Below are 25,242 nucleotides of genomic sequence, written 5' to 3' on the forward strand. Positions count from 1 at the left end.
TTGTCATGGAGCATACTGTATACAGTATGGAAAATGGAAGGAGTTCCCATGCGCATCGCCGTTCTCGGCGCCGGAGCGATCGGCGCCTACGCGGGCGCCGCACTGCACCGCGGCGGAGCCGACGTCCATCTCATAGCCCGCAACGAACACCTTCGAGCCCTGCGTGAACAGGGCGTCCGGGTGCTCAGCCCCCGCGGCGACTTCACCGCGCACCCCCACGCCACGGACGACCCCGCCGAGGTCGGCCCCGTGGACGCCGTCCTGCTCGGCCTCAAGGCCCAGCACTACGCCGAGTGCGGGCCGCTGCTGCGCCCGCTCCTCGGACCCCACACCGCCGTGGTCGCCGCACAGAACGGCATCCCGTGGTGGTACTTCCACGGAGTCGAGGGCCCGCTCGCGAACAGGAGGATCGAGAGCGTGGACCCGGGCGGCGCGGTCAGCCGGACCATCCCGGTCGAGCGCGCGGTGGGCTGCGTGGTCTACGCGGCGACCGAGATCGTCGAGCCGGGGGTGGTCCGGCACATCGAGGGCACCCGGTTCTCCATCGGCGAGCCGGACCGCTCCGACTCCCAGCGCTGCCGCGACCTGTCCGCCGCGATGACGGCGGGCGGGCTCAAGTGCCCGGTCGAACCCGACCTCCGCGTGGACATCTGGGTGAAGCTGATGGGCAACATCGTCTTCAACCCGCTCAGCGCGCTCACCCGGTCGACCATGGCGCAGATCTGCCGCCACCGCTCGACCCGGGACATGGCCCGCACCATGATGAACGAGACCCTGGACGTGGCCGCCCGGCTGGGCGTCCACCCGGACATCTCCGTCGAACGCAGGCTCGCGGGCGCGGAGCGGACCGGTGACCACCGGACCTCCACCCTGCACGACCTGGAACGGGGCCGACCCATGGAGCTGGACGTGATCCTGTCCGCCGTGGTCGAGCTGGCCGACCTCACCGGGGCTCCCGCGCCCACCCTCCGCGCGGTCGACGCCGTGGCCGGACTCCTGAACCAGCGGGTCTCCGAACCCGTATTGGCCTAGGGCCTGTTTTTCTGGATGCTTTCGCTCGTGTCGGCGGAGCCGGCATCGAGCGAGCGGCCGTCCAGGCAATCTCTCGCAAGACGATGAGCGAGAGTCAGCCCGGGTTTGGCTGTCCGAGCGATATCGGCGCAGCGAGAGGCAGCCTGGTGGTCGCGAGCGCGGAATGATCCAAAAAACAGGACCTAGCTCCCACCCCGAGCTCCTCGCCCCTCCGGCCCCGGGCCCCCTGCCCGACCGGCCACCCGCTGATCCGTGCATCCGCAGACCAGCGGGCGCACGGATCAGCGCACCCCTTGATCGGTGCACCCGTCGAACTGTGCGCCCGTTGAACTATGGGCCCATTGATCTGGCCCCTAACATTGCATACAGTATTCCCTTCAAGGCCACGAACTCCAAGCGAGGCCACATGCGTCGTTCCGAAGACTTCTCCACCTCCTACGACCGACTCACCCGACCCCTGGTCCGCGAACACGGCGAGCTGCGCCCGGCCACCTGGGAGGAGGCCCTGGACCGCGCCGCCGCCGGGTTCCGGCAGGGCGTCGACCGCCACGGGCCCAACTCCTTCGGCATGCTCTCCTGCGCCAGGGCCACCAACGAGATGAACTTCGTCGCACAGAAGTTCGCCCGTGTCGTGGTCGGCACCAACAACGTCGACTCCTGCAACCGCACCTGCCACGCGCCCAGCGTCGCCGGCCTGGCCGCCGCCTTCGGTTCCGGCGGCGGCACCTCCTCCTACTCGGAGGTCGAGGACACCGACCTCATCGTGATCTGGGGCGGCAACCCGCGCTTCGCCCACCCGATCTTCTTCCAGCACGTACTCAAGGGGGTGCGCAACGGGGCGAAGCTCTTCGTCGTGGACCCCCGGCGCACACCCACCGCCGAGTGGGCCGACCGCTGGTTCGGCCTCAACGTGGGCACGGACATCCCGCTGGCGCACGCCGTCGGCCGGGAGATCCTGCACGCCGGCCTGGCCAACGAGTCCTTCGTCGAGCGCGCCACCAGCGGCTTCGACGAGTACCGGGCCCTGGTCGAACCGTGGACGCTCGCCGCCGCCGAGGCCGAGACCGGCGTGCCGGCCGAGGCCATCCGCGAACTCGCCCACACCTACGCCCGAGCCGAACGGGCCCAGCTGTGCTGGACCCTCGGCATCACCGAACACCACAACGCCACCGACAACGTGCGCTCGCTGATCAACCTGTCCCTGCTGACCGGGCACGTCGGGCGGCACGGCTCCGGACTCAACCCGCTGCGCGGCCAGAACAACGTGCAGGGCGGCGGCGACATGGGCGCCATCCCCGACCGGCTGGCCGGGTTCCAGGACATCCTGGACGCCGAGGTCCGGGCCTCGTTCGAGCGGGTCTGGGGACGCGAGATCCAGGACCGCAAGGGCCTGAACCTGACCCAGATGTTCGAGGCCATGGAGGAGGGCGAGCTCAAGACCCTCTACGTCATCGGCGAGAACCCCGTGCAGTCCGAGCCCGAGACGCACAAGACCACCGCCCGCCTGCGGGCTCTGGACCACCTGGTGGTCCAGGACATCTTCCTCACCCGGACCGCCGAGCTCGCCGACGTCGTGCTCCCGGCGAGCGCCGCCTGGTGCGAGTCGGACGGCACCTTCACCAACAGCGAGCGGCGGGTCCAACTGGTCCGCAAGGCCCTGGAACCCCCGGAGGGCGCCAGGGACGACATCGAGATCATGTGCGCGATCGCGACCCGGCTCGGACACGAGTGGGAGCGCCCGGCCGCGGAGGAGATCTGGGACGAGGTGCGCTCCCTGTCCCCCATGCACCGGGGCATGAGCTACGCGCGCCTGGCCGAGCTGGACGGCATCCAGTGGCCCTGCTACTCGGAGGACAGCCTGGAGCCGAGCTACCTGCACTCCCGGCTGTGGTCGAAGGATCCGGAGGAGCGGGGCGCGCCCGCGCCGTTCGGGATCGTCGGCCACTCGCCGCCGGTGGACCTGCTGGACGAGGACTTCCCGTTCCGGCTCACCACCGGACGCCGCCTGGACGACTACAACACCGGTGTGCAGACCGGCGGTTTCTCCTCGCCGCTGCGGCGGGGCGAACTGCTGGACCTGTCCCCCGAGGACGCCGCCAAGCTCGGGATCGAGGACGGGGAGACGGTCCGGGTGACCTCGCGCCGCGGCTCGGTCCTGGTCCCGGCCTCGATCACCGAGTCCATGCGGCCTGGACTGGTGTTCATGACCTTCCACTTCCCGCACCAGGTCGACACCCAGCTGCTGACCATCGACGCCACCGACCCCATCGCCGGAACCGCCGAGTACAAGGCGGCCGCGGTACAGATCGAACGCATCGGGCCCCGACCCGGACAGCAGGCCCCGAGCGAACGCAGGGACGCCCCCGACGAGGCGCTCCGCTAGTCGGTCTCGGCCGCGCCGGCCGGCGCGGCCGAGGCCGGAAGGCAGAAGGGTGGACCGTCTCTCCAGCCCCCTGGTTACGACGGTCCACCCCGGCCTGCCCGGAAGGACACCTTCCCCGCCGAATCCCATCGGCAACGAGGGTTGTCAATCCGCACCACTCATCCTACTGTCTCCTGTATACAGAATCCTGTGATCTGTCTTACACACGATTGAGGTGATCCGGGCGTGGACCTGCGACTTCTGGACGAGGTAGCCACCGCCGCCGAACGCGATGCCGTCGACTCACTTCTGGGAGCGCCCGAATCCGGCTGGGACGGCGGGACCCGCCAGGACTCCGACCTGCGCTACGCCAGGGGCGGCCACGCCGCACGCGACCAGCGCGACCTGCTCCTGCCCGCGCTGCACGCGGTCAACGACCGGGTGGGCTGGATCAGCCGCGGGGCGCTCAACCACATCTGTCGCAGGCTCACCGTTCCACCGGCCGAGGCCTACGCCGTCGCCTCCTTCTACGCGATGTTCGCCCTGCACGAGCGCCCCGAGCGGGTCGTGCACCTGTGCACCGACATCGCCTGCGCGGCGGCCGGTTCGGGCCGCCTGCGCGACCGCCTGGCCGAGCGGCTGGGCCCGCCCGGCACCCACCCCGACGACGCCGCCGCCACCTGGCACGAGAGCCCGTGCCTGGGCATGTGCGAACGCGCCCCCGCCGCGCTCGCCCTCCAGGCCGGGGCTCCGGCCCGGTACGCGGTGTCGGCCCCCGCCACCCCCGAGGACCTCGACGCCCTCGCCGACGGCCCGCCCCGGCAGAACGGTTCAGCGAACGGGTCGGCCCCCGTCGGCGCCACCGCGGACAGCTCCACGAACGGCCACGGCGCCGCGGGCGCCGCCTTCCCCACCACCTTCCACCCGGCCCCCCTCTCCGGGCTCTCCCCCGAACCCGAACCCGTGGCCGCCGTCCCCGACGCGGGCTCCCCCGACCACGTCCTCCTGCGCCGGATCGGCCGCGTGGACCCGCTCAGCCTGGACGACTACCGCTCCGCGGGCGGCTACGCGGCGCTGCGCGAGGCCCTGCGACTCGGCCCCGCCGGAGTGATCCGGGAGGTCACCGACTCCGGCCTGGTCGGCCGGGGCGGGGCGGCCTTCCCCACCGGCCGCAAGTGGAACGCCACCGCTCAGCAGCCGGACACCCCGCACTACCTGGTGTGCAACGCCGACGAGAGCGAACCCGGCACCTTCAAGGACCGCGTCCTCATGGAGGGCGACCCGTTCTCCGTGGTCGAGGCCATGACCGTCGCCGGATACGCGATCGGCGCCCGCACCGGCTACCTCTACATCCGGGGCGAGTACCCGCGCGCCCTGAGGCACCTGGAGAACGCGCTCTCCCTCGCCCGGGAGCGGGGGCTGCTCGGCACCGACATCATGGGATCCGGTTTCTCCTTCGACATCGAGATCCGGCGCGGCGCGGGCGCCTACATCTGCGGCGAGGAGACCGCGATCTTCGGCTCCATCGAGGGCCAGCGCGGTGAGCCCCGCACCAAACCGCCCTTCCCCGTGGAGAAGGGGCTGTTCGGCAAGCCGACCGCGGTGAACAACGTGGAGACCCTGGTCAACGTGCTCCCCGTGCTGCTGATGGGCGGCCCGGCGTACGCCGCCGTGGGCACGGAGACCTCCACCGGCCCCAAACTGTTCTGCCTGTCCGGCGGGGTGCGCCGTCCCGGCCTGTACGAACTGCCCTTCGGGGCCACCCTGGGCGACCTGATCGAGGCCGCGGGCGGGCTGCCCGAGGGCCGTTCGATCAGGGGCGTGCTCCTGGGCGGGGCGGCCGGCGCCTTCGTCCGGGGCGACGAGCTGGACATCCCGCTGACCTTCGAGGGCGCGCGGGCCGCCGGGACCTCGCTGGGCTCGGGTGTGGTGCTGGTCCTGGACGACACGGCCGACCTGGGCGCGACCCTGGCACGCGTGGCCGCCTTCTTCCGCGACGAGTCCTGCGGCCAGTGCGTGCCCTGCCGGGTCGGCACGGTCCGCCAGGAGGAGTCCCTGCTGCGGCTGCGCGCCGGAGCCTCGCCCGCCGAGGAGGTCCCCCTGCTGCGGGAGGTCGGACAGGCCATGCGGGACGCCTCGATCTGCGGCCTGGGCCAGACCGCCTGGAACGCCGTGGAGTCGGCGATCGACCGGCTCGGCCTCTACTCCGAAGAGGACCCCGACACCCCCGCAACCCCAGCCCCGGGCGACCGGGCTGCGACCGAGGAGGCCCGATGACCACCCCCGTACTCCTGCCCACCCCCCGACGGCTGATCGACGCGACCATCGACGGCGAGACCGTCCGCGTGCCGGAGGGCACCACCGTCCTGGAGGCCTGCGAATCGGTCGGGACGGAAGTGCCCACCCTCTGCTACGGCGACACGCTCACCCCCCGCAACGCCTGCCGCGTGTGCGTGGTGGAGGTGGAGGGCGCTCGCACGCTCGCCCCGGCCTGCTCCCGCAAGCTGGAGGCGGGTATGAGCGTGGCCACCGACTCCGAGCGGGTGCGGCACAGCCGCAAGATGGTCCTGGAGCTGCTGGGCTCCTCGGTGGACCTGTCCACCACCCCGAAGGTGCCCGAGTGGATGGAGCGCTACGAGGCCGAGCCGGAGCGCTTCGGGCCGCGGGCCGAGCCCGCCGCGCTGGGGGTGCGCGACGCCCGGCGGGCGGGTGAGCACGAGCCCGGCGACGGTGCGGTGGCGGAGACGGTCGAGCAGCCCGCCAAGGTGGACAACGACCTCTACGTGCGCGACTACTCGAAGTGCATCATGTGTTACAAGTGCGTGGACGCCTGCGGCGACCAGTGGCAGAACTCGTTCGCGATCGGGGTGGCCGGGCGCGGGTTCGACGCCCGCATCTCCACCGAGCACGACGTGGAGCTCCCCGACTCCGCCTGTGTGTACTGCGGGAACTGCATCGAGGTCTGCCCGACCGGGGCGCTGTCGTTCGCCACCGAGTTCGACATGCGCAAGGCGGGCACCTGGGACGAGGAGAAGCAGACCGAGACGACCACGGTGTGCACCTACTGCGGGGTCGGGTGCAACGTCACCCTGCACGTGCAGGAGAACGAGATCGTCAAGGTATCGTCACCGCACGACAACCCGGTGACGCACGGGAACCTGTGCATCAAGGGCAGGTTCGGCTTCCAGCACGTGCAGCGGCGCGGCGGCGGCTGATCGGCCGCCCCACCCCCTCGACACCGGGTGTCGGGGGGAGTAGACCATGAGAAGCAGTAGGACACCGGAAAGGTGGTGGTGCGGGATGGGACGGGTCACCGTTCGGGAGAAGGTCCTCCGGATCAGGGAGGGTGTCGAGAGCGAACGCGTGGACACCCTCGTGGTGGAGGAGCCGCTGGAGATCCGGTTGGACGGCGCCCCGCTGAGCATCACCATGCGCACCCCGGGGAGCGACTTCGACCTCGCCGCCGGCTTCCTCGTCAGCGAGGGCGTGGTGTCCGAGGGGCGGGAGGTCTCCGCCATCCGCTACTGCGCCGGGGCCACCGAGGACGGCTCCAACACCTACAACGTGCTCGACGTGTCCCTGGCGCCGGGTGTGCCGCTGCCGGACACCTCGCTGGAGCGCAACTTCTACACCTCGTCCTCGTGCGGCCTGTGCGGCAAGGCGAGTCTGGACGCCGTCCGGACCAAGGCCCGGTGGCCGGTGTCCGAGGACGGCCTGCGGGTCGGTCCGGACACCCTGACCGTCCTGCCGGACCGGCTCCGCGAGGCCCAGCGGGTGTTCGACCGCACGGGCGGCCTGCACGCCGCCGGGCTGTTCACCCCCGACGGCGAACTGCTGGCCCTGCGTGAGGACGTGGGGCGGCACAACGCCGTGGACAAACTGGTCGGCTGGGCGCTGCTCTCCGACCGCCTGCCGCTGCGCGAGACCGTGCTGATGGTGTCGGGGCGCGCCTCCTTCGAACTGGTCCAGAAGGCGTGGATGGCGGGCATCCCCATGATGGCCGCCGTCTCGGCGCCCTCGTCGCTCGCCGTCGACCTGGCCACGGAGGCGGGCATCACGCTCGTCGGCTTCCTGCGCGGCAGCTCCATGAACGTCTACGCCGGAAGGCATCGCATTCTCCTGGAGAAGGCGCTCACCGCGCCTTCGGCGGCCCCAGGGGATCTGCGCCCTCCGCACCGGTAGGCGCGGACCTGGTTGGCGCGTTCCAGCCCCCCGCACCAACCAGGTCCGATACCGGACCACGGGGCGGCGGCACCGAAACACCGTGCCGCCGCCCTCGGCCGTGTTCCCGTGCCGGTCCGGCCGGGGACACGGGTTCCCGGCCGGACCGGCACGACCGGCTCAGCCGCCGTCGAGCACCTCCCGGGTGAGCCGGGCGGTCTCACTCGGTGTCTTCCCGACCCGGACCCCGGCCGCTTCCAGGGCCTCCTGCTTGGCGGCGGCCGTACCGGAGGAGCCGGAGACGATGGCGCCGGCGTGGCCCATGGTCTTGCCCTCCGGGGCGGTGAAGCCGGCGACGTAGCCCACCACGGGCTTGGTGACGTTCTCCTTGACGAACGCGGCCGCCCGTTCCTCGGCGTCGCCGCCGATCTCACCGATCATCACGATCACGTCGGTGTCCGGGTCGGCCTCGAAGGCCGCCAGGGCGTCGATGTGCGTGGTGCCGATGACCGGGTCGCCGCCGATCCCCACCGCCGTGGAGAAGCCGATGTCGCGCAGCTCGTACATGAGCTGGTAGGTGAGCGTGCCCGACTTCGAGACCAGGCCGATGCGGCCCGGCTTGGTGATGTCGGCCGGAATGATGCCGGCGTTGGACTGGCCGGGGCTGATCAGGCCGGGGCAGTTCGGCCCGATGATCCGGGTCTTGTTGCCGCGTGCGCCGGCCAGGCTCCAGAAGGCGGCGGTGTCGTGGACGGGGACGCCTTCGGTGATCACGACGGCCAGGCCGATCTCGGCGTCGATCGCCTCGATGACGGCGTCCCGGGTGAACTTCGGCGGGACGAAGATGACGGTGACGTCGGCTCCGGTCGCCCCCATCCCCTCGGCCACGGAGCCGAAGACGGGCACCTCGGTGCCGTCGAAGTCGACGCTCTGCCCGGCCTTGCGCGGGTTCACCCCGCCGACGACGTCGGTGCCCGAGGCGAGCATGCGGCGGGTGTGCCTGGTGCCCTCGGAGCCGGTCATGCCCTGGACCAGTACCTTGCTGTCCTTGTTCAGAAAGATGGCCATGGAGTTCTCCTCTGGGGGGTGGGTCAGCGCTGTCCGGCGGGTTCGGCGGCCAACGAGGCGGCCAGAGCGGCGGCGCCGTCCATGGTGTCCACCTGGCGCACGGCCGGGTGGGCGCGGGCGGTGAGGATCTGGCGGCCCTGCTCGGCGTTGTTGCCGTCCAGGCGCACGACCAGCGGCTTGCTGACGTCCTCGCCCCGGCTCTCCAGGAGTTCGAGGGCCTGGACGATGCCGTTGGCGACCGCGTCGCAGGCGGTGATGCCGCCGAAGACGTTGACGAACACGCTCCTGACGGCGGGGTCGCCCAGGATGATGTCGAGGCCGTTGGCCATCACCTCGGCGGAGGCGCCGCCGCCGATGTCGAGGAAGTTGGCGGGCCTGACGCCGCCGTGGTCCTCACCGGCGTAGGCGACCACGTCCAGGGTCGACATGACCAGGCCGGCGCCGTTGCCGATGATGCCGACCTCGCCGTCGAGCCTGACGTAGTTGAGGCCCCGCTCCCGGGCGCGCAGTTCGCGTTCGTCGGTCCCGGTGCCGTTGGCGAACGGGGTCCGCTCGGGGTGGCGGAAGGCCGCGTTGTCGTCCAGGGTGACCTTGCCGTCGAGGGCGACGATCCGGTCGTCGGCGGTGCGGACCAGCGGGTTGACCTCCACCAGGGTGGCGTCCTCGCCGACCGCCACGTCCCACAGTGCCGTGATGACCGTGGCGGCCCGTTCCCGGACCTCCTCCGGCAGCCCCGCGGCCACGCAGATGCCGAGGGCGTCGTCGCGGTCCACCCCCTCGGGCCCGACCGGGGTGCGCACGACGGCGTCGGGGTCGGTCTCGGCCACCTCCTCGATCTCCATCCCGCCCCGGGCGGAGCAGATGGAGAGGAACTCCCGGTTGGCGCGGTCGAGCAGGAAGGAGAAGTAGTACTCCTCGGCGATGTCGCTCGCCTCCTCGACCAGGACGCGGTGGACCGTGTGGCCCTTGATGTCCATGCCGAGGATCTCCTCCGCCCGGGCCCGGGCGTCCTCGGGCCCCTCGGCCACCTTGACGCCGCCGGCCTTACCGCGGCCGCCTACCTTGACCTGGGCCTTCACCACGACCTTGCGGCCGAGGCGGCCCGCCACCGACTCCACCCGTTCGGGGGTGTCGGCGATCTCGCCCTCGACCAGGGCGACACCGTACTCGCCGAAGATCTGTTTGGCCTCGTACTCGTAGAGATCCAACGCTCCTCCTCCGTCCGCTTCTCGCCCCCTCCCACAGTGATACTCCACATTGTATGCAGTATTCAATAGGCATTGCCCGAGAGATCCCTCTTCACAAGACGCCCCCCGCTTTGCATACTGCATACAAGGAGGTGTCACCATGTTCCCCCGCCACCTGCCGCCACCAGCGGGCCGCCGGACCCCACCGCCACCGGAAGCACCCGCGACACCCGTGGCCCCGCCCAGCACAGCGACCACGGACGTCCGCGACTGGCGGGGCAGGCGGTACACCGTCGGCCCCTCCGCGCGGAAGCTGACCGGCCTGCCCCGCTCCGCCCTGCTCCTACGGGCCCTGATCGCCGCCGCCGCGGTCGGCGTGCTCCAGTTCGGCTACGGCGCGGCGGTCCCCTCCCTGATGGCGGCGCACGACTGGTCCGCCGCCCAGGCACTGGCACCGTTCCTGGTCTGGGCCCTGGTCCAGGGCTCCTTCGCCCCCGTGCCCCGCCTGCTCAGGGCACGCGGCCTGCTCGGCCCGGGCACGGCGATCTGCGCGGGGGCCGCCCTGTGTGCCGCGGCCCTGTACACGGTCGGCCACTTCTCGGACCCGCCGACCGCCGTGGTCGGCTACGGCCTGCTCGGCGGCGTGGGCGCCGGGCTGGTCTACCACTCCTGCGTGGACCTGGTGGGCGGCTGGTTCCCCGACCGGCACACCGTGCGCCTGGGCGCGGTGGGCGGCGCCTTCGCCCTGGGCGCGGTGCCGCTGCTGCCCGCCCTCGCGCTGGGCCTGTCCCCCGACTCCCTCGCCGCGGCCGCCACCCTCCTGTCCCTGGTCGTGCTCGTCCTGGGCCTGGCGGGCGGAGCCGGACAGCGCGGCGCCCCGGAACGCTGGTGGCCGCCGGGCCGCGACCCGCGCGCGGCCGCGCTGCGCCGGAGCGCCGACCCCCCGGCGGCGCGCGACTTCAGCGCGGGCCAGGCCTGGGCGAGCGGGCGCTCGCTGCCCGCCCTGCACACGATCGTGGCCCTGTCCGGAACGGTCGGGCTGTTCACCCTCGTGGCGCTGCCGCTGGTCCTTCTGGGCCTGGGCCGGAGCCCCGCCGAGGTCGCGGCGGTCATCACGGCCTTCGCCCTGGCCAGCGGGCTGGGCCGGCTGGCCGCGAGCGGCGCCGCCGAGCGCACCGGCCGCCGCCGGACCCTCACCGTGCTGCTGGCCGCGACCGCGCTCGGACAGCTGGCCCTGGCCGCCGCGCTCCCGTCCGGACCGCTCACCCTGCTGGTCCCGCTGGCACTGGTGGTGGGCGCGGGCACCGGTTCCTGTTACCCGCTGACCAGGGCGATCACCGAGGGGCACTTCGGTACCGGCCAGCACAGTGGTACTGGCCGGCACAGTGGTACCGGCTGGCACAGTGGCACCGGGCAGCACGGCGGTGCAGGTCGACACGGAGGCGCGGGGCGGCGCGGAGGCGCAGGCCGGCGCGGCCGTCCGGAGCGCGGCGACCCGGAGCGCTCCGCCGACCTGGCCGGGCTGGTCCACGGGTCCAAGGCGGTCGGCGGCCTGCTCGGGGCGGGCGGCGCGATCGTGCTCCTGGCCCTGGCTCCGGCGGGCTCGTACCCCCTCTGGCTGGCCGCGTCCGCGCTGCTCCCGGCAGCGGCCGCCGTCCTGGCCGTCCGGCTGCGTCGGCCGCTGCCGATCCGGACTCTGCCCAACAGGGTCTGGACAGCGGGGCCTCGGAGTGCTCCAATGTGATGCACACGGTATACAGTATCCGATCTTCACACTGACCCCGTCCCTTCAACCGGCGAAGCAGAAACCCGCACCCTCCGCACGAAAGGGGTCGTCGCACCGATGGCCGACGGCAACGCATCCACCGAAACCACGAACAGCGACAACACCACGATCTCCGGCGGCCACCTGGTCGCCAAGGCGCTCAAGGCCGAGGGTGTCGACGTCATCTTCACGCTCTGCGGCGGCCACATCATCGACATCTACGACGGTTGCGCGGACGAGGGCATCGACGTGATCGACGTCCGCCACGAGCAGGTCGCCGCGCACGCCGCCGACGGCTACGCCCGGATCACCGGCAAACCCGGCTGCGCGGTGGTGACCGCGGGCCCCGGAACCACCGACGCGGTCACCGGCATCGCCAACGCCTACCGCGCCGAGAGCCCCATGCTGCTCATCGGCGGCCAGGGCGCCCTCAGCCAGCACAAGATGGGCTCCCTCCAGGACCTCCCGCACGTCGACATGATCAACCCGATCTCCAAGTTCGCGGCCACCGTCCCGCACACCGAACGCGTCGCCGACCTGGTCTCGATGGCCTTCAGGGAGGCCAACAACGGCGCCCCCGGCCCGTCCTTCCTGGAGATCCCGCGCGACGTCCTGGACGCCTCCGTACCGGTGGAGAAGGCGCGTGTCCCCAAGGCCGGCCAGTACCGGGCCTCCACCCGCCAGGGGGGCGACCCCGCCGCCGTCGAGCGCCTGGCGGAGCTCATCGTCCGCTCGGAGCGGCCCAGCATCCTGCTCGGCAACCAGGTGTGGACCACCCGGGCCACCGACTCCGCCGTGGAACTGGTCCGCTCGCTCAACATCCCGGCCTACATGAACGGCGCGGGCCGCGGCACCCTGCCGCCCGGCGACCCGCACCACTTCCAGCTCTCACGGCGCTACGCCTTCACCAACTCCGACCTCATCATCATCGTCGGCACACCGTTCGACTTCCGGATGGGCTACGGCAAGCGCCTGTCCCCCGACGCCACCGTCGTGCAGATCGACCTCAACTACGCCACCGTCGGCAAGAACCGCGACATCGACCTCGGCATCGTCGGCGACGCCGACGTCATCCTGTCCTCGGTGCTCCAGGCCGCGTCCGGCTACGGCGACACCGGGGCCCAGGGCCGCAAGGGGTGGCTGGAGGAGCTGCGCACCCAGGAGCAGACCGCGCTGGACAAGCGCGCGCCCCTGCTCACCTCCGACTCCTCCCCGATCCACCCCTACCGGCTGGTCAACGAGATCAACCAGTTCCTCACCGAGGACTCCATCTACGTCGGCGACGGCGGCGACATCGTCACCTTCTCCGGCCAGGTGGTCCAGCCGAAGTCGCCGGGCCACTGGATGGACCCGGGCCCGCTCGGCACGCTCGGCGTCGGCATCCCGTTCGTGATGGCGGCCAAGTACGCCAGGCCGGACAAGGAGGTGGTCGCGCTCTTCGGTGACGGGGCGTTCAGCCTCACCGGCTGGGACTTCGAGACCCTGGTCCGCTTCGACATGCCCTTCGTGGGGATCATCGGCAACAACTCGTCGATGAACCAGATCCGCTACGGCCAGATCGCCAAGTACGGCGCGGACCGCGGGGAGCTGGGCAACACGCTGGGCGACGTGCGCTACTCGGAGTTCGCGAAGATGCTCGGCGGTTACGGCGAGGAGGTCCACGACCCGGCCGAGATCGGCCCGGCCCTGCTCCGCGCCCGCGAGTCCGGCAAGCCCTCCCTGATCAACGTCTGGATCGATCCCGAGGTGTACGCGCCGGGGACCATGAACCAGACGATGTACAAGTAGCCCGGAAGGAGAGTCATGGGCAAGGCACTCGACGGGGTCCGCGTCCTGGACATGACCCACGTCCAGTCCGGACCGTCCGCGACCCAGATCCTCGCGTGGATGGGCGCCGACGTCGTCAAACTCGAGGCGCCCTCGGGGGACATCACCCGGCGCCAGCTCCGGGACAAGCCCGGGGTGGACAGCCTCTACTTCACGATGCTCAACTCCAACAAGCGGAGCATCACCCTCAACACCAAGAGCGACGAGGGCAAGCGGATCTTCCTCGACCTGGTGCGCCGCAGCGACGTGCTGGTGGAGAACTTCGCACCCGGCGCCCTGGACCGGATGGGGTTCACCTGGGAGGTGCTCTCCGAGGTCAACCCGAGGCTGGTCTACGCCTCGATCAAGGGCTTCGGCCCGGGTGTGTACGCCGACTTCAAGGCCTACGAGGTGATCGCCCAGGCCATGGGCGGCTCCATGAGCACCACCGGCTTCGAGGACGGCCCCCCGCTGGCCACGGGCGCACAGATCGGCGACTCGGGCACCGGAATGCATACAGTGGCCGGTATCCTCGCGGCGCTCTTCCAGCGCACCAGCACCGGCCGGGGCCAGCGCGTCCAGGTGGCCATGCAGGACGCGGTGCTCAACCTGTGCCGGGTCAAGCTGCGCGACCAGCAGCGGCTGGCGCACGGCCCGCTCTCGGAGTACCCCAACGAGGACTTCTCCGACGAGGTCCCCCGATCCGGCAATGCCTCCGGCGGCGGACAGCCCGGCTGGGCCGTGCGCACCGCGCCCGGCGGCCCCAACGACTACGTGTACGTGATCATCCAGCCCGCGGGCTGGGCGCCCATCGCCCGGCTCATCGGCCGCCCCGAACTGGTCGAGGACCCGGAGTGGGCCACGCCCGAGGCCCGGCTGGACAAGCTCGACAAGGCGTTCGCCCTGATCGAGGAGTGGTCCCGGGAGCTCCCCAAGTGGGACGTCCTGGCCGCGCTGAACGAGCACAACATCCCCTGCGGTCCGATCATGTCCACCCGGGAGATCATCGAGGACCCCACCCTCCGGGCGAACGGGGTCGTCGCCGAGGTCGACCACCCCGAGCGCGGCACCTACCACACGGTGGCCTCGCCCATCCGCCTCTCGGACTCGGCGGTGGACGTCGTCCGGTCCCCCCTGCTCGGCGAGCACAACCCCGACATCTACCGCGACGAGCTGGGCCTGACCCCCGAGGAACTGGCCGAACTCTCATCGAACGGAGTGATCTGAGCGCATGGCCGTCTACACCCCCGACCGTTCCGACCGCGACCGCACCCCGGTCCGCGAGGTCCTCGACCGCGCCAGGGCCGAGGGCCGGGACGCGCTCACCGCACCCGAGAGCCGTGTCCTCGCCGAGGCCTACGGCATCCCCGTCCCCGGTGAGGCGCTGGCTTCCAGCGCCGGGGAGGCCGCCTCCCTCGCCGCCGAGGTCGGCCTTCCCGTGGCCGCCAAGATCGTCTCCCCCGACATCCTGCACAAGACCGACGCGGGCGGCGTCGAGATCGGCCTGAACAGCGCCGAGGAGGTCTCCGCGGCCTACGAGCGCATCGTCGCCAACGCCCGGGCGTACGACTCCGACGCCCGGATCGACGGCGTGCAGATCCAGCAGATGGTCCCGGGCGGGCTGGAGGTGCTGGTCGGCGCCACCACCGACCCCACGTTCGGCAAGGTCGTGGTGTTCGGCCTGGGCGGCATCCTGGTGGAGGTGCTCAAGGACGTCTCCTTCCGCTTGGCCCCGGTCACCCGTGAGGAGGCTCTCGCCCAGGTCGACGACATCCGGGCCGCGGAGGTCCTGAACGGGGTGCGCGGCGCCGAGGGCGTCGACAAGGGCGCCCTGGCCGACCTGCTGGTCCGCCTGTCCGAACTGGTCTCGGACTTCCCCGAGATCGCCGAGGCCGACCTCAACCCGGTGTTCGCCACCGCGTCCGGGGCGATCGCCGCCGACCTGCGGTTCGTGCTGGACTTCGAGCCGGCCGAGGGACCGCGCAAGTTCTCCCGGGACGAGATCCTGGCGTCCATGGAGCGCATCTTCAAGCCGCGCTCCATCGCCGTGATCGGCGCCTCCAACGAGGAGGGCAAGATCGGCAACTCCGTCATCCGCAACATCGTGGACGGCGGTTACCAGGGCGGGATCCACCCGATCAACCCCAAGTCGGCCGAGGTCAACGGCCTCACCTCCTACAAGTCCATCACCGACGTGCCCGGCGACGTGGACGTGGCGGTCTTCGCCATCCCGGCCAAGTTCGTGGCGGGGGCGCTGGAGGAGGCCGGGCGCAAGGGCGTGGCCGGCGCGATCCTCATCCCCTCCGGCTTCGCCGAGACCGGCGAGCAGGAGCTCCAGGACGAGGTGCTCGCCGTCGCCCGACGGCACGGGGTCCGCATCCTGGGCCCCAACATCTACGGGTACTACTACACACCCCAGAAGCTGTCGGCGACCTTCTGCACGCCCTACGACGTGGCCGGCGGTACCGCCCTGACCTCGCAGTCCGGCGGGATCGGGATGGCCATCCTGGGCTACAGCCGCAGCACCCGCACGGGTGTGTCGGCGATCGTGGGCGTGGGCAACAAGGCCGACATCGACGAGGACGACCTGCTCACCTTCTTCGGCCAGGACGAGAACACCAACGCCGTCGCCATGCACCTGGAGGACCTCAAGGACGGCCGCGCGTTCGTGGCCGCCGCCCGCGAGGTCGTCCCGAAGAAGCCCGTGGTGGTGCTCAAGGCCGGGCGGACCTCCGCCGGGGCCCGCGCCGCCGGGTCGCACACCGGTGCGCTGGCCGGTGACGACAAGGTCTACGACGACATCCTGCGCCAGGCGGGCGTGGTCCGGGCACCCGGCCTGACCGAACTGCTGGAGTACGGCCGGGCCCTGCCGGTCATGCCCGCGCCGAGCGGCGAGAACATCGTCATCATCACCGGTGCGGGCGGCTCGGGCGTGCTGCTCTCGGACGCCGTGGTGGACAACGGGATGTCGCTGTTCGAGATCCCGCCCGACCTCGACAAGGCCTTCCGCGCCTTCATCCCGCCGTTCGGAGCGGCCGGGAACCCGGTGGACATCACCGGAGGCGAGCCGCCCTCCACCTACGAGAAGACCATCAGGCTGGGGTTGGAGGACCCCCGGGTGCACGCCCTGGTCCTCGGCTACTGGCACACCATCGTCACCCCGCCGCTGGTCTTCGCGGACGTCGTGATCGACGTGGTGAGCAAGGCGCGGGCCGCGGGTATCGACAAGCCGGTCGTGGCCTCCCTCTCGGGTGACACCGAGGTCGAGGCGGCGAGCCAGAAGCTCTTCGAGCACGGCATCGTCGCCTACCCCTACACGACCGAGATGCCGGTGAAGGTCCTGGGCGCGAAGTATCGCTGGGCCCGGGCCGCCGGACTACTCTGACCGGGTGCCCGGCCGGTGCCACGGGCCCCGGCCGGGCCACCGCAGCACACGGATCGCACTGACCCCGCCGATCCCCGGACAGCACCGACCGCACGACAGCACGACAGCACGAGAGCGCAGTACCACCGCCCGGCAGCCCTGGAGCCGCCGCCGCAAGGCAGCCGGGCCCCGGCCACCGCCACGACAGCCACGTCCAGCCACGGTGACCCCAGCCACGACCGCCCAGGAACAAGGAGGTACGGCACCACCCGGGGGCGACATGCGAACAACCGACTCGCATCCGCTCGTCACACACATGGAGTTCCACCATGGATTCCTCGCGCCCCGACCCCGGAAACAACCCGTCCGACCCCCCGGCGCCCTCCGGGACACAGCCACCCCCCGTCCCGTCCCCGCGACCGGCCCACCCCTCCGAGTCCGGACCCGCCGCCACCGGTGACACCGGCCCCGCCCAGGAGTCGCCGAGCAGCTCCGAAACCACCCCCGCCGCGACAGCCGCCGGAGGCGGTACCAAGACCATCCGTCTCGAAGCGCCGGGAACGGGCGTGCGCGACACCTGGCGGGCCATGGGCCCCGGGATCGCCGCGGCCATGACCGGCATCGGTGCCAGCCACATCATGCACGGCCCCACGGCGGGCGCGCAGTACGGTTACGCGCTGCTGTGGGTCATCCCCTTCGCCTATCTGCTCAAGTACTGCGCGTTCGAGTTCGCCCACCGGTACACGCTGGTACGCGGCGAGAGCATCATGGAGGCCTACGAGCGCACCGGCCGCGGGCGCGGCAACTGGCCGCTGTGGTACCTCGGTTTCCAGTCGCTCGCGAACACCTTCGGTATCGCGGGGCGCGCCCTGGGCTGTGCGGCCATGCTGTGGGCCGCCTTCCCCTTCCTGCCCCTGCAGGCCTGGGCCGTCCTGGTCCTGGTCTCCAGCGTCGCCGTCCTGTGGGCGGGCAAGTACCAGGCGCTGGAACTGGCTGTGAAGCTCGCCATCATCGTGTTCGCCGTGTGCGTGATGCTGGCCTTCCTCCTGCAGAGCCCACCGCCCGGGGAGTACCTCACCCGGCTGGTGCCCACCCTTCCCCCGATCGGCGCGCTCCTGCTCTTCGGGGCCATGTGGGGCTACTTCCCCACGACCGTCGAGGTCGCGCCCATGCAGTCCAACTGGGCCGTGGACAAGAAGAGCGGCATGGTCCGCGTCCGCCAGCTGCGCGCACAGGGGTACACGGTCGACCTCGCCCCGAACTACCTGCGCAACCACATCAAGCTGTTCAAGCGCGACATGAACATCTCCTACGTGATCTCGATGATCACCGGGATGGCGTTCCTGATCGTCGGCGCCGTGGTGCTCAACCCGATCGGCCTCGTCCCCGCATCCAGCGAGATGGGGGCGACGATCGCCAGTATCTACACCGACACCTTCGGCACGTGGATCTTCCCCGTCATCATCGGCGGCGGTGTCGCGGCGCTGTGGTCCACCGTCTTCACGTACTTCGACGGCCAGGGTCGGATCTTCGAGGAGGTCTGCGTCCGGCTCCGCCGCGCGTGGGACACCGAGCGCATCCGCAAGCTCATCTACCGCGGGTTCCACGTGATGTGGCTGATCGCGGGAAGCGCGGTCATCTTCGGGCTGCCCGAACCGATCCTGGTCGTGCAGATCGCGTCCTTCCTCGCCCTGCTGTTCTCGCCGATCCTGTACTGGCTGAACATCAAGGCGATCAAGGACAACTTCACCGCTGAGGACAAGCCCTACCTGCCTTCCAAGCTCATGTTCGCGTGGGCGTGGATCGGAGTCCTCGGCCTGGTCGTCATCAGCGCCTACATCATCTACCTGGAATTCCTCAGGCCGGCCTTCGGCTGAGCCCCGCCCCGAGCACCGCATGACCCCGGCGACGCGCGTCGCCGGGGTCATGCGGTGTGTTCGGCGGAGGACACGGCCGGGGCCGCGGGGACCCCAACGGGCCGCACCCGCCCTTCGACCGCCCGTGGACCGCTCGTCGTTCCAGGGGACCGTTCGTCGCACGGTGGGCGACCGCTCGACGCTCCTCACCCGCGTTCGGCGCGCGCTCCGGCACGCCCCCTGCTCAAGTGGAGTGCCCCTCCTTACAGTGCCGAGTAACGCAGGTCACACGAACCGGACATATCGCAGAAACCTGCACCCGCCCGCAGCACCGTCCCCGCTCCATCCCCCGGAGGTACCGAAACCATGGCAACCGACAGGCCGACGAAGGATCCGACACCATCGGACGGGAACGGCGGCGGTGACGAGCCCATCAGGGACGAAGCCTACGTCGCCATGCACAGCGACCCCAGGTTCATCGACCTCAAGCGGCGCCTGTACCGCTTCATCTTCCCGATGAGCATCGCCTTCATGGCCTGGTACCTGCTCTACGTGCTCATGTCCGCCTTCGGGCGCGACATCATGGGCACCGACCTCTTCGGCAACGTCAACGTGGCCCTGGTGTTCGGCATCCTCCAGTTCGTGTCCACCTTCGGGATCGCGGTCCTCTACACCAGGTACGCCAACCGGAACTTCGACCAGTCCGCTGCCGAGCTGCGCGACGAGCTCCAGAACGGCGCGAACGCCCAGAAGAAGGGGGACAGCCGATGATCCTCGCACAGGAGGCTGTCAGCGAGAGCAGCCGGATGGTCACCATCGTCCTCTTCGCGCTCATGATCGCGGCCACGCTCGGCATCACCGTCTGGGCCAGCCGCAACACCCGTTCGGCCACCGACTTCCACTCCGGCGGACGCGGTTTCTCACCGCTCCAGAACGGTCTGGCCATCGGCAGCGACTACATGTCCGCCGCGTCCTTCCTGGGCATCGCGGGCATGATCGCCCTGTTCGGCTACGACGGCTTCCTCTACTCCATCGGCTTCCTGGTGGCCTGGCTGGTCGCCCTGCTGCTCGTCGCCGAGCTGCTGCGCAACTCCGGCCGCTACACCATGGGCGACGTGCTCTCCTACCGGATGCAGCAGCGCCCGGTGCGGACGGCCGCCGCGGTCTCCACCGTGGTCGTGTCGATCTTCTACCTCCTCGCCCAGATGGTCGGCGCGGGCGCGCTCATCGCCCTGCTGCTCGGCATCCAGGAGGGCCAGACCTTCCTCGGCATGGACGCCCCGACCGCGAAGATCGCCGGCATCGTCGTCGTCGGTCTGCTGATGACCATCTACGTGGCGTTCGGCGGCATGAAGGGCACCACCTGGGTGCAGATCATCAAGGCCGTCATCCTGATGGCCGGCGCCGCCCTGCTCACCCTGCTCACCCTGTCGCTGTACGGCTTCAACCTGGGCGCTCTGATGAGCGACGCCGCCAACGCCAGCCAGGCGGCGGCCGACGGCAACGCGGGCGGCTTCCTGGAGCCGGGCCTGCGCTACGGCGTCGAGGTCGCGGGCGACCCGCTCCAGACCCTGTGGAACAAGCTGGACCTGATCAGCCTCGGGCTGGCCCTGGTCCTGGGCACCGCCGGACTGCCGCACATCCTGATCCGCTTCTACACGGTTCCGGACTCCGGGAGCGCGCGCAAGTCCGTCAACTGGGGCATCGGCCTCATCGGCACCTTCTACCTGATGACCCTGGTGCTGGGCTTCGGCGCCGCGGCGCTCGTCGGCCACGAGGCCATCACCACCCAGGACGCCGCGGGCAACACGGCGGCGCCCCAGCTGGCCCAGGTGGTCGGCACGACCATCGGCGGCGACATGGCCGGTGCGGTCCTGCTGGCCCTCATCGCCTCCGCCGCCTTCGCCGCGATCCTGTCGACCGTGGCCGGCCTGGTCATCGCCTCGTCGTCCTCGCTGGCGCACGACTTCTACAACTCGGTGATCCGCAAGGGCAAGGCCACCGGCTCCGAGGAGGTCCGGGTCGCCCGGTTCTCCGCCATCGGCGTCGGCGTGGTGGCGATCATTCTCGCGATCTTCGCCCAGAGCCTCAACGTGGCCTTCCTGGTCTCGCTGGCGTTCGCCATGGCGGCCTCCGCGAACCTGCCCACCCTGCTGCTCAGCCTGTTCTGGAAGCGCTTCAACACGGCCGGCGCCCTCGCGGGTATCTACGGCGGTCTGATCAGCGCCGTCGGTCTGGTGTTCTTCTCGCCGGTGGTCTCCGGGTCCGAGACGGCACTCATGCCGAACGCCGACTTCGCCTGGTTCCCGCTGCCCAACCCGGCCCTGGTGTCGGTCCCGATCAGCCTCCTGTGCGCGGTGGTCGGAACGTACATGTCCAAGGAGCGCGACTTCGACAAGTTCGCGATGCTCCAGGTCCGCGCCCTCACCGGTGCGGGCGCCGAGAAGGCGGGCAGCCACTAGCCTCACCGGCTCCACCAGGAAGGGACACGGGTCACCCGTCGCAGACGGCCACTCCCACCGGGCGCACACACAGGCCCGGCGCCGCGACCGATCCGCGTCCCGCCCACAGGGCCCGCCACCTCCCCGGGGTGGCGGGCCCGCCCCTTGCCCGGCGCCGAACAGGGGTCGAACGGGACACGAAGAGGAAAGGCGGCACCTGCCACGTGAGCGTCGACACATTTTGCGGGGATAAGATCGGTCCGTGTCCTATCGGTGGCTGTCGTGGCTTTCCCCCTCCCGGCGCCCCACGTCTACGGAACGCCGGGCGAGTGTCGAGTTGATGCGCCAGGTCCACGCGCTGGGTGTCGACCTCCAGGACGGGCTGCACGGGCGCGGGGTGCACTCCGCCGCCCGCCGCCTGCGCCAGGTCCTGGCCGTGGACGGGGTGCTCCTCGCCGACCTCGACGGAACGGTCGCCTCCCACGGAAGGTGCCCGGACTCCGACGAGGTCGAAGGGCTGCTCTCCCAGGTCTTCGAGTACGGGGGCGGAGCCCGGTCCCGCCTGCCCGACGGGTCCTCGGTGTGCGCCGTCCCGCTGAACGTCGCCGACGAGCTCTCCGGTGCCCTGGTCGCTTCGGGCGACCCCGTGGAGGCGGACGTCGAGGCGGCGGCGGCCCTGGTCTCCGACTGCCTGGACCACGCGGCGCTGCGCCGGGCCCGCGCCCGGATCGCCGCCGCCGACCTGCGCACCCTGCGCGCGCAGATCTCCCCGCACTTCGTGCACAACGCGCTCGCCGTGATCGCCGCACTGGTGCGCACCGACCCCGACCGGGCCCGCCACCTGCTGTCGGACTTCGCCGACTACCTGCGGTACGGGTTCTCGGAGAAGGGCGACTACGCGACGGTCTCCGACGAGCTGGAGGCCACCCAGACCTATCTCGAACTCCAGCGGGCCCGTTTCCACGACCGCCTGGACATCACCGTGCGGATGGCGCCCGAGGTGCTGCCCGTCGCCATCCCGTTCCTGGTCGTGCAGCCGATAGTGGAGAACGCCATCCGGCACGGGCTGGAACGCAAGGAGGGCACGGGGCACATCAGCGTGTCCGGGTTCGGCGAGGGCCCGCTGTGCGTGATCGAGATCGAGGACGACGGGGTGGGTATGCACCCTGAACTGGCGCGCGCCCTCCTGGCGGGCACCGGGCCGGAGTCGCGCAGTGTCGGCCTGGCCAACGTCGACCAGCGGCTGCGAGCGGTCTACGGACCGGAGTACGGTCTGGTGATCGAGACAGCGCTGGGAGAAGGGACGAAGGTGACCGTGCGCGTACCGAGGTTCGCCCCCGGGGTGGTGGTCCGGTGAAGCCCGAGCTCCGTGTGCTGGTGGTGGAGGACGAGGCGTCCACCCGCCAGGAGATGGCCTCCCTGCTCGGCGACATGCCCGAGGTGGCGGAGGTCCTGGTCGCGGACAACGGCGCCACGGCCGTGCGCCTGCTGGGCACCACCAGCATCGATGCCGCCTTCCTCGACATCCTCATGCCCGGGCTGGACGGCATGGACGTGGCCCGGGTCCTGAGCGTGATGTCGGACCCGCCGTCGATCGTGTTCGTGACCGCCTCCGAGGCGCACGCCGTGGAGGCCTTCGGGATCGGGGCCGTCGACTACCTGCTCAAGCCGATCCGCCCCGAGCGGCTGGCCGAGGCGGTGGGGCGGATCGCGCAGCTGCGCCGGGCCAGCGGTTCTGCGCCCCCGGCCGAGGACCTGCACGTCGTGCAGATCGACACCGGTCGGCGCACCGTGTTCGTCAAGCGCGACGACGTGCAGTTCGTGGAGGCGCAGGGCGACTACGTGCGGCTGCACACCGCCGACGGCACGCACCTGATCCGGCTGTCGCTGTCGTACCTGGAGGAGGTGTGGGCGTCGGCCGGGTTCGTGCGGGTGCACCGGGGCTTCCTCATCGCCATCCCCTGGGTGCGGGACCTGCGGGTGACCTCCTCGTCCGGGCTGGTCGCCGGCACGCCCGCCGGTGACGTTCCGGTGAGCCGTCGGCACGGCCGCCACCTGCGCGAACAGCTCCTGGAGGCGGCCAAGCGCGACCAGCTGGGCCGCTCGGCCCGGCCTCCGGGGACGGCCAAGGAGCAGCCGTGAGCCCGCGCCGGGAGAAGCTCACCAGCCCGCAGACCCGCATCGCGCTGGCCCGGGGCAACCGCCCCGCGCACCACCTGCTCCCGGTGCCCGAGCCCGTGGACACCGAGGCGGCGCGGCGGCTCTTCCACGCCCAGCGGCGCACCGCCGTCCGCACGGTCCTGCTGCTGGCGGTGGTGCTGTTCGGGCTGAGCGGCGCCTTCGCCCTCCTCCCGGTGCTGGGACAGGTCCGCCTGGCGCAGGTGCCGGTCTCGTGGCTGCTGCTGACGGTCGGGATCTACCCGATGCTGTTCGGGCTGGCCCTGTGGCACGTGCGCGCGGCCGAACGCCTGGAGAACGAGGCCGAGGCGCGAGCGGCCGACCGGGCCGGGGAACCCGGGACCGACGACCCCGAAGGGCCGCTGTGACCACCGCGGTGCTGGCGATCGGCCTCGTCCTGGCCACCAGCCTGTTCATCGGGGTGTACGGGGTGCGCGCCGCCCGCTCCACCTCGGACTTCCTGGTGGCCTCGCGGCGGGTCTCACCCAACTGGAACGCGCTGGCGATCGCCGGTGAGTACCTGTCGGCCGCCTCGGTGCTGGGCCTGGCCGGGCTGCTGCTCAAGAACGGTCTGGGCACCATGTGGTACGCGGTGGGCTTCACCGCGGGATACGTCGCCGTGGTCGCGCTGGTGGCGGGGCCCATGCGGCGGTCGGGGGCGTTCACCGTGCCCGACTTCGCCGAGTACCGGCTGGGCGCGCCCCGGCTGCGCAAGCTCTGCGGCTGCGTGGTGCTGGTGATCATGCTGCTGTACCTGGTGCCGCAGTTCAAGGGCGCCGGAGTGGTCCTGAGCCTGGTCAGCGGGACCCCCTACTGGGTGGGCGTGCTGCTGGCGGGGCTGGTGGTGAGCGGTTCCATCGCCGCGGGCGGGATGCGTTCGGCCACCTACGTGCAGGCTTTCCACTACGTCGTCAAACTGGCCTTCCTCGCCGTGCCCGCCATCTACCTCGTGGTGCACGCGGGCGCGGAGACCCGCGCCGAGGCGCTGCACCCGGAGTGGGGCACCCACTTCCCCGAGACCACACCGGTGGAGTTCACCGTCGCCACGCACTTCAGCCTGGACGAGGCGGTCACCGTGGTCACCGCGGAGGGCGAGGAGCTGGAGCTGGCCGCCGGCGAGCACTCGGTCGGGCAGGGCACGGAGTACGTGTTCCCGGAGGGCGCCACCATCCCGCACCCGGCGGGCCTGCCGGAGCTGGGCAGCGAACGGTGGAGCACACCGCTGCTGGACGTGGGCGGCTATCCGCTGTTCGAGACCTGGTCGACGCTGCTCGCCATCACCCTCGGCTGCATGGGCCTGCCGCACGTCATCATGCGGTTCCACACGAGCCCGACCGCGCGGATCGCCCGCCGGGTGGCGGTGGGCGTCATCGCCCTGCTGGGGCTGTTCTACCTGTTCCCCACGGTCTACGGGCTGCTGGGCCGGGTGCTCACGCCGCAGCTGGTGATGCTCCAGGGCACGGACACGGTCGCGGTGGTCCTGCCCGCGCAGGCCGTTCCGGGTTCGGCGGGCACGATCCTCACCGCGCTGGTCGCCGCGGGGGCCTTCGGCGCGTTCCTGTCGACCTCCTCCGGGCTCCTGCTCGCGCTCGCCGGCGGCCTGTCCCACGACCTGTTCCAGGGCAGTGTGCCCCGGCTGCGGCTGGCCGTGGCGGTGGGCGCCTGCGTGGCGGTGCTGCTGGCGCTGCCCGCGAAGATGATCGACATCAACGTGCTGGTGGTGTGGGCGTTCACGGTGGCGGCGTCGACCTTCTGCCCCCTGCTGGTGCTGGGCATCTGGTGGCGGCGCCTCACCCTGCCGGGTGCGGCCTCCGGGCTGATCGTCGGCGGGGTGACCGCGACCGGGGCGGTCGGCTGGTCCATCCTCTTCGACACCCCGGAGGGCTGGCTGACCGTGCTGCTGGCCCAGCCCGCCGCCTGGACCATCCCGCTGGCCTTCCTGACGATGACGGTCGTCTCCCGGTTCACCCGGCCCCCGGAGTGGGCGGAGCACGCGGTCCTGCGCCTGCACTCCCCCTGACG

At 71.3% G+C, this 25,242-nt stretch carries 18 protein-coding genes; 16 read left to right on the top strand and 2 right to left on the bottom strand.

Annotated elements, in window-relative coordinates; all coding sequences use genetic code 11:
• The first annotated feature begins 48 nt into the window (after nt 1-48).
• The 5 genes from D458_RS0104575 (at nt 49) to fdhD (ending at nt 7,576) form a co-directional block, all read left to right on the top strand.
• Nucleotides 49-1,032: a 2-dehydropantoate 2-reductase gene (locus D458_RS0104575; RefSeq protein ID WP_017585546.1), complete on the top strand. Its 984-nt coding sequence runs from the start codon at nt 49-51 to the stop codon at nt 1,030-1,032.
• Between the two features lie 406 nt (nt 1,033-1,438).
• On the top strand, nt 1,439-3,415 hold the full coding sequence (fdhF, locus tag D458_RS0104580; RefSeq protein ID WP_017585547.1) for a formate dehydrogenase subunit alpha: 1,977 nt from the start codon (nt 1,439-1,441) through the stop codon (nt 3,413-3,415).
• 225 nt (nt 3,416-3,640) lie between these two features.
• On the top strand, nt 3,641-5,671 hold the full coding sequence (locus D458_RS0104585) for an NAD(P)H-dependent oxidoreductase subunit E (RefSeq protein ID WP_017585548.1): 2,031 nt from the start codon (nt 3,641-3,643) through the stop codon (nt 5,669-5,671).
• Nucleotides 5,668-6,609, top strand: a complete 942-nt coding sequence (locus D458_RS0104590) for a 2Fe-2S iron-sulfur cluster-binding protein (RefSeq protein WP_017585549.1) — start codon at nt 5,668-5,670, stop codon at nt 6,607-6,609. Before D458_RS0104585 ends, D458_RS0104590 begins: the two co-directional genes overlap by 4 nt.
• 85 nt (nt 6,610-6,694) lie before the next feature.
• The gene (gene fdhD / locus D458_RS0104595; protein WP_017585550.1) at nt 6,695-7,576 is read left to right on the top strand and encodes a formate dehydrogenase accessory sulfurtransferase FdhD; all 882 of its coding nucleotides are present in this window, start codon (nt 6,695-6,697) and stop codon (nt 7,574-7,576) included.
• 159 nt (nt 7,577-7,735) lie between these two features.
• On the opposite strand, the gene sucD is transcribed toward fdhD, so the two are convergent.
• Both sucD and sucC read right to left on the bottom strand, forming a co-directional pair.
• Nucleotides 7,736-8,623, bottom strand: a complete 888-nt coding sequence (gene sucD / locus D458_RS0104600) for a succinate--CoA ligase subunit alpha (protein WP_017585551.1) — start codon at nt 8,621-8,623, stop codon at nt 7,736-7,738.
• 23 nt (nt 8,624-8,646) lie between these two features.
• On the bottom strand, nt 8,647-9,831 hold the full coding sequence (gene sucC, locus D458_RS0104605; RefSeq protein ID WP_017585552.1) for an ADP-forming succinate--CoA ligase subunit beta: 1,185 nt from the start codon (nt 9,829-9,831) through the stop codon (nt 8,647-8,649).
• Nucleotides 9,832-9,970: 139 nt separating this feature from the next.
• Between sucC and D458_RS0104610 the strand changes: the two genes are divergently transcribed.
• The 11 genes from D458_RS0104610 (at nt 9,971) to D458_RS0104660 (ending at nt 25,240) form a co-directional block, all read left to right on the top strand.
• Nucleotides 9,971-11,554, top strand: coding sequence for an MFS transporter (locus D458_RS0104610; protein ID WP_193374593.1), 1,584 nt, complete (start codon nt 9,971-9,973; stop codon nt 11,552-11,554).
• Between the two features lie 99 nt (nt 11,555-11,653).
• A complete protein-coding gene (locus D458_RS0104615; protein ID WP_017585554.1) occupies nt 11,654-13,363 on the top strand; it encodes a thiamine pyrophosphate-binding protein in 1,710 nt (569 codons plus the stop codon).
• 15 nt (nt 13,364-13,378) lie between these two features.
• Nucleotides 13,379-14,608 carry a formyl-CoA transferase gene (gene frc / locus D458_RS0104620; RefSeq protein WP_017585555.1) on the top strand — a complete coding sequence of 410 codons (1,230 nt, stop codon included), beginning with the start codon at nt 13,379-13,381 and terminating at the stop codon, nt 14,606-14,608.
• A 4-nt stretch (nt 14,609-14,612) separates the two neighbouring features.
• Complete coding sequence (locus D458_RS0104625; protein ID WP_017585556.1) at nt 14,613-16,766, top strand: acetate--CoA ligase family protein; 2,154 nt, start codon at nt 14,613-14,615, stop codon at nt 16,764-16,766.
• A 308-nt stretch (nt 16,767-17,074) separates the two neighbouring features.
• Entirely contained in the window at nt 17,075-18,622 is a 1,548-nt protein-coding gene (locus D458_RS0104630; RefSeq protein ID WP_017585557.1) for an Nramp family divalent metal transporter, read from the top strand.
• Between the two features lie 345 nt (nt 18,623-18,967).
• Nucleotides 18,968-19,372 carry a DUF485 domain-containing protein gene (locus D458_RS0104635; protein ID WP_017585558.1) on the top strand — a complete coding sequence of 135 codons (405 nt, stop codon included), beginning with the start codon at nt 18,968-18,970 and terminating at the stop codon, nt 19,370-19,372.
• Nucleotides 19,369-21,063, top strand: coding sequence for a solute symporter family protein (locus D458_RS0104640; protein ID WP_017585559.1), 1,695 nt, complete (start codon nt 19,369-19,371; stop codon nt 21,061-21,063). The genes D458_RS0104635 and D458_RS0104640 overlap by 4 nt, the downstream gene beginning before the upstream one ends.
• 319 nt (nt 21,064-21,382) lie before the next feature.
• A complete protein-coding gene (locus D458_RS0104645; protein ID WP_017585560.1) occupies nt 21,383-22,399 on the top strand; it encodes a sensor histidine kinase in 1,017 nt (338 codons plus the stop codon).
• A complete protein-coding gene (locus D458_RS0104650; protein WP_017585561.1) occupies nt 22,396-23,184 on the top strand; it encodes a LytR/AlgR family response regulator transcription factor in 789 nt (262 codons plus the stop codon). Before D458_RS0104645 ends, D458_RS0104650 begins: the two co-directional genes overlap by 4 nt.
• Nucleotides 23,181-23,588 (top strand): hypothetical protein, encoded by a 408-nt coding sequence (locus tag D458_RS0104655; protein ID WP_017585562.1) that lies wholly within the window; start codon nt 23,181-23,183, stop codon nt 23,586-23,588. Before D458_RS0104650 ends, D458_RS0104655 begins: the two co-directional genes overlap by 4 nt.
• The gene (locus D458_RS0104660) at nt 23,585-25,240 is read left to right on the top strand and encodes a sodium/solute symporter (protein ID WP_017585563.1); all 1,656 of its coding nucleotides are present in this window, start codon (nt 23,585-23,587) and stop codon (nt 25,238-25,240) included. The genes D458_RS0104655 and D458_RS0104660 overlap by 4 nt, the downstream gene beginning before the upstream one ends.
• Nucleotides 25,241-25,242: the final 2 nt, after the last annotated feature.

Source organism: Nocardiopsis ganjiahuensis DSM 45031, from assembly GCF_000341085.1.
GTDB classification, from domain to species: Bacteria; Actinomycetota; Actinomycetes; order Streptosporangiales; family Streptosporangiaceae; genus Nocardiopsis; species Nocardiopsis ganjiahuensis.

Excerpts from the sequence above, each read along its gene's own strand:
- D458_RS0104575 (WP_017585546.1), top strand. The coding sequence starts at position 49 with ATGCGCATCGCCGTTCTCGGCGCCGGAGCGATCGGCGCCTACGCGGGC.
- fdhF (WP_017585547.1), top strand. The coding sequence starts at position 1,439 with ATGCGTCGTTCCGAAGACTTCTCCACCTCCTACGACCGACTCACCCGA.
- D458_RS0104590 (WP_017585549.1), top strand. The coding sequence starts at position 5,668 with ATGACCACCCCCGTACTCCTGCCCACCCCCCGACGGCTGATCGACGCG.
- fdhD (WP_017585550.1), top strand. The coding sequence starts at position 6,695 with ATGGGACGGGTCACCGTTCGGGAGAAGGTCCTCCGGATCAGGGAGGGT.
- sucD (WP_017585551.1), bottom strand. The coding sequence starts at position 8,623 with ATGGCCATCTTTCTGAACAAGGACAGCAAGGTACTGGTCCAGGGCATG.
- D458_RS0104610 (WP_193374593.1), top strand. The coding sequence starts at position 9,971 with ATGTTCCCCCGCCACCTGCCGCCACCAGCGGGCCGCCGGACCCCACCG.
- D458_RS0104615 (WP_017585554.1), top strand. The coding sequence starts at position 11,654 with ATGGCCGACGGCAACGCATCCACCGAAACCACGAACAGCGACAACACC.
- frc (WP_017585555.1), top strand. The coding sequence starts at position 13,379 with ATGGGCAAGGCACTCGACGGGGTCCGCGTCCTGGACATGACCCACGTC.
- D458_RS0104625 (WP_017585556.1), top strand. The coding sequence starts at position 14,613 with ATGGCCGTCTACACCCCCGACCGTTCCGACCGCGACCGCACCCCGGTC.
- D458_RS0104630 (WP_017585557.1), top strand. The coding sequence starts at position 17,075 with ATGGATTCCTCGCGCCCCGACCCCGGAAACAACCCGTCCGACCCCCCG.
- D458_RS0104635 (WP_017585558.1), top strand. The coding sequence starts at position 18,968 with ATGGCAACCGACAGGCCGACGAAGGATCCGACACCATCGGACGGGAAC.
- D458_RS0104640 (WP_017585559.1), top strand. The coding sequence starts at position 19,369 with ATGATCCTCGCACAGGAGGCTGTCAGCGAGAGCAGCCGGATGGTCACC.
- D458_RS0104645 (WP_017585560.1), top strand. The coding sequence starts at position 21,383 with ATGCGCCAGGTCCACGCGCTGGGTGTCGACCTCCAGGACGGGCTGCAC.